3 protein-coding genes and 2 pseudogenes are annotated in these 4,488 nt (G+C 72.7%); 2 read left to right on the forward strand and 3 right to left on the reverse strand.

What is annotated here, in order from left to right; all coding sequences use genetic code 11:
- Positions 1-237: ATP-binding protein (locus ABZ693_RS35865; RefSeq protein ID WP_359885688.1), on the forward strand; the 237-nt coding region annotated here is incomplete at its 5' end.
- Between the two features lie 66 nt (positions 238-303).
- On the opposite strand, the gene ABZ693_RS35870 is transcribed toward ABZ693_RS35865, so the two are convergent.
- Entirely contained in the window at positions 304-1,551 is a 1,248-nt protein-coding gene (locus ABZ693_RS35870; RefSeq protein WP_359885689.1) for a sensor histidine kinase, read from the reverse strand.
- Positions 1,552-1,888: 337 nt separating this feature from the next.
- On the opposite strand from ABZ693_RS35870, the pseudogene ABZ693_RS35875 reads away from it, so the two are divergent.
- A pseudogene (locus ABZ693_RS35875) lies at positions 1,889-2,292 on the forward strand (NAD(P)-dependent oxidoreductase); the annotation flags it as partial.
- Here the strand turns inward: ABZ693_RS35875 and ABZ693_RS35880 are convergent.
- Both ABZ693_RS35880 and ABZ693_RS35885 read right to left on the reverse strand, forming a co-directional pair.
- Positions 2,289-2,925: pseudogene (locus ABZ693_RS35880) on the reverse strand (lipid II:glycine glycyltransferase FemX); the annotation flags it as partial. The pseudogenes ABZ693_RS35875 and ABZ693_RS35880 sit on opposite strands and share 4 nt — an antisense overlap.
- 28 nt (positions 2,926-2,953) lie before the next feature.
- Complete coding sequence (locus ABZ693_RS35885; protein ID WP_359885690.1) at positions 2,954-4,255, reverse strand: DUF6777 domain-containing protein; 1,302 nt, start codon at positions 4,253-4,255, stop codon at positions 2,954-2,956.
- Positions 4,256-4,488 lie beyond the last annotated feature (233 nt).

Genomic DNA, 4,488 nt, shown 5'->3' on the forward strand with positions numbered 1-4,488 from the left:
CTCACGGTCGAGAACACCGGCGAGAAACTGCCGCCACACCTGGTCTCGACGCTCACCGAACCATTCCAGAGGGGCACCGAGCGCATCCACGCCAACCAGACGGGCGTCGGCCTCGGCCTGGCCATCGTCACCACCATCACTCGCGCACACGACGGCACCCTCACCCTCACCCCGCGCGACACCGGCGGTCTGCGCATCACGGTGGAACTGCCCGCGCGCGCGTCCCCACGGTCGTGATGCGCGCCCCGCCGACCGCGCGGGTGGCGCGGCCGTGTCGACGTACGCCGGGATCGTCCTCGGCGATCACCGCGCGCACGGCAGCTCCGCGGTGATGGTGGTGGGCCCGCCGGCGGGGCTGCTGACGTGGAAGGTCCCGTCGAGGGAGCCGACCCGCTTGGCCAGCCCGGTCAGTCCCGTGCCGGCGGCGGCGTCGGCACCGCCCAGCCCGTCGTCGGTGACGCGCACGCGCAGCACCTCACCGACCTGATGGACCATCACCTCCGCACGCATCGCGTCGGCGTGCTTCGTCGCATTGGTCAGCGCCTCGGAGATCACGAAGTACGCGACCGACTCCACGTGGGGCGCCACCCGCTCCTCCAGGTCGACCCGCAGCCGCACCGGCAGGGGCGTGCGGGCAGCCAACCCGGACAACGCCGCGTCCAGACCTCGGTCTTCGAGCACGGCCGGGTGCAGCCCCCGCACCAGGTCGTTGAGTTCGGCGATCGCCTCCTTCGCCTCCAGGTGCGCTTCCGCGATCGCCTCGCGGGCGTCACACGGCAGGTCCGGGCGGGCGGCAAGGGCCAGACCCAGGTTGACCGCGAGAGACACCAGCCGCTGCTGGGTGCCGTCGTGCAGGTCGCGCTCGATCCGGCGGCGCTCCGCGTCGACGGCCTCGATCAAGTCGGTCCGGCTCACGGCCAGCTGATCGACCCGCTCCTGGAGCCGCTGCGCCCGGCTGGGCCCGAGCAGGCCCGACGCCGGCCGCGCCTCGGCCCGGGCTACCGCCCGCGCGGTCCAGGGCAGGGCGCACAGGAGGAGGAGCCCGGCCCCCGTGTACGCCGGCAGCCGGGTCAGGTAGCCGAACCAGTCCTGCCGGACCCCGGTCGGCAGCGCCCATGACCAGGCGTAGGCGAGGACGCCCGCCAGGCCCGCCGCTGCCACCGCGAGCACCAGCAGCTCCAGCAGCGCGAACAGCGGGCCCAGCAGGAGGTGGTAGCCGATCCTGCGCCACGGCCGCGTCGCCGCGAGCCACCGGGCGGTAGAGGCCCACGTCCATGGTTCCGGCGCGGTGGGGGTGAGCCGGGGGATGTCCACACCGATGAACACCCGGTAGCGAGCCCGCTGAACGGCCGTCAGCACCGGGGCGCCGAGCAGGACCAGGGCGGCCGACACGGAAACCGTAAGGAGCCAGTTCCCCGTCCTGGCGGCAGTCGTCGCCGCCCAGGACCACACGGGCACCAGTGCCAGGTGCGGCAGCACACCAGCGGCGAGAAAGCCGGTGTCCCGCCGCGCCCGGAGGGCCGTGCGTCTCAGTCCGGCTGGAATCGTCATGGCACGACGCTAGGGCACCGCGGGAGGACGGTGCCATGAAACCTGTACCCGATCTCACGGTGGAGCCAGTACCAGCTGTAGATCTTGATCCTGGCCTGTGGACGGACGGCGTTTCGGGTCGGCAGGCCGGCTTCTGCGGGCCGCCGGCAGGGAGGCCGGGCCCGGTGGGACAGGCACTTCGCCCCGGTGGGCATCGTCATCACGTTCTTCGTGGCACCGGACACCGAAGCGAAGCGGGTCGACGACGTATCGGCAGCGTATCGAAAACTGCATACGCGTTGGCAACGTCCCGTTTCCTTGAATAGAGGCATGACCTACAGCGAACCAATGGGAATCATCATTCGATGAATTACTGAGGTCGAGCGATGTCGTCACGCTCCATGCGCCGCTCAACGCCGAGACGCACCATCTCCTCGACCGTGCACGCATCCAGCGGATGAAACCCGGTGCCTCGGGGTCAACACCGGGCGCGGCGCCCTCATCGACACCGCCGCGCTGGCCGCGGCGCTGGAGGACGGGCGCCTGGGTGGTGTCGCCCTCGATGTCGTCGAGGGCGAGGAAGGCGTGTTCTACGCCGACCGACGGAACGCACCCATCGACAGCAAGCCACTTTTGCGGCTGCAGGAAATACCGAACGCTTTCAGCAGTCCGCACACCGCTTATTACACGGACCGTGCCCTGGGTGAAATGGTCGAGAACTCGATTGCCAACTGCCTGGAATTCGAAAGAAGGAATCATGGCACCGTCCGTGACCTCGACCCCCGCCTTCGCGGCCTTCTTGATGTTGCGGCGCCACTGCTGGCTCATGGCCTTCAGGACGCCTTCCTCGGACCTTCCCGCCAGCGGCACCTCGTACGTGAACTGCGGTTGCCCGGCCCCGAATCCGTCCTCAGGGCCCTGCGGCAGCCAGCCGGCCGCCCGGAGCCGTCGGCTCACCTCGGCGCCGGTCGGATCGACGTGCCCGTCGGGGAGTCCGGTGAGCCGCCGCACGCCCGGATCGGCCACGCCGTCCTTGACCTGCGCCGCATCCCAGGTGTGCGTTCGCACCGGCGGGCACAGCCGGATCGTGAACGCGCCGCGGGCCTTGAGATATGCCGCCAGTGGGTCGAGCCACGCACCGATGTCCCCGGACCAGTCGATGTCAGGACCCCACGGCACATACGCAAGCGTGGACCGCGACAGCCCTGGCACCGGCCGGTGAAGGACGAGCCCCGCCCCCACAAGCCGCCCGCCGTCGAACCATCCGAGCGACTCGGCGCGCCACTCTGTCTTCACCCGCCCCCACGCCGGGGTCTGCGCAAAGTGCGCGGAGCGCCGTGCCTGCACGAAGGCCAGGTGCTCGGCGTCGCTGATCGGCGCGATGGTCAGCGTCACAGGGAGGGGCGGGGGAGATACGGCGGGATCAGCCGGAGCTGTCGGCGGCGGGCGCCCCGCCCGAGGGTCCCTGTGGGGTGGCCGGGGTGCCCGGCGACCCGTACGAGGGCTGGGGCGGCGTCGGCGCGGTGGGCGCCGTCGGCGGGGGCGGCGCGGTGGTCGGCTGCGTGGGCGGTGGTGCGGTCGGCGGGGTGTTCGGGGGCGTCGGCGGGGCGGGGGACGCCGGCGTCGCCGTCGAGGTGGGGGAGGCGGGAGAGGTGGACGACCCGGGAGCCGACGGCGAGGGGGACGGAGCAGTGGTCGGGTAGTCGTGGTTGCCCGTGTCGCCCGTCGGGCGGGCGATCCAGCTGTCCGACTGCTCGTCGTGGATCACGAAGACGTCGATCACCGCGGACGCCGGCTGCACCACGACCACATTGCTCGCCTGGTAGCCGGGCCAGGGTGTCCCCACCTGCTTCGGCGACTTCTGCGCCACCGGAGGCGTCAGCGGATTGCCGCAGGCGCACCGCACCCGCGGCACTCCGCGGTCGTCGACGAGTACCGCCGTGCCCGCCTGGAGCACCGCCTGGTAGGCCACCGGACGGCCGTCGCGGTACCCGTGGTTGGTCACCCGGGTGTCCACACGGAGCTGAACAGGCGTCAGAGACCGCAGATAGTCCGGGACTTCCTCCTTCGTGCGCCCGATCACCGACGCGAACGCGGCGGTCTTGGCCGGTTCCTCGGTGAGATAGCGGATCTGCTGCTCGACGTCGCAGCTCGCGACCCGGCGCGTCCCCCCGTAAAGCCCGGGGGTCGATCCCTGCACGCTCCGCGCCGCGTAGGCGGTCGTGCCGGACGCGCTGGGCAGTGCCGGAGGCGAGGCCGTCGTGCTCTGCGTATGCGCGGTGGAACGGGTGAAGGGGTCGGGGCCGACCGAGGAGGTGCTCTGCAGGAACACCTCGCCGCCCGACGCGGCCTGGTTCGAACCGCCGCCTCCGCCGCCCCGCTGGGTCAGGACCACGATGAGCGCGACTGCCGCCACCAGGACCGCGGCCAGCGAGGCGACCTTCGGTACGGAGCGCCACCACGGGCCCCCGCCGCCTCCGCCACCCGCCGCGCCCCCGCCCGTACCGCCCGCGCCGCTCCCGTCCCCGCCCCGCCCTCCGCCGCCGGTGCGGCCCGCGCCTCCGCCCGTACCCCCGCCCGTCCCGTCGTGCGTCGCGCCGCGCGGCGGCACGGAATCCGGTGGGGGAGCGGCCGGGCCCGGGTGGCGGCCACGGTCCGAGAGCGGCCCCGACGGCGGGCCCGTGGGCGGGCCGGAGGGACGGTCGGACGGCGGGTGGGAAGTCACGTTGTCTCCCTTTCTTCCGTTCCGCGCTCATTGTGTGCGCCGACCGGACGCCGCCCGCAAGCGGACCGCACCCGCCCGTATTAGCGTGACCGGCGTGAGCCCACCGCTCCCCACCCCCACCGGACGGACCGTCCCCGCCGACCCCGCCGGACGCCTGGTCCACGGCCTGGCGGCCGCCCTCGGCGCCGTCGTCACCGGTTTCGTGGCCATGGGCGTCACCGCCGCCCTCGGCC

Source organism: Streptomyces laurentii, assembly GCF_040635425.1.
GTDB lineage: Bacteria > Actinomycetota > Actinomycetes > Streptomycetales > Streptomycetaceae > Streptomyces > Streptomyces laurentii.

Coding starts and splice junctions, on each gene's coding strand:
- ABZ693_RS35870 (WP_359885689.1), bottom strand. CDS start 1,551: ATGACGATTCCAGCCGGACTGAGACGCACGGCCCTCCGGGCGCGGCGG.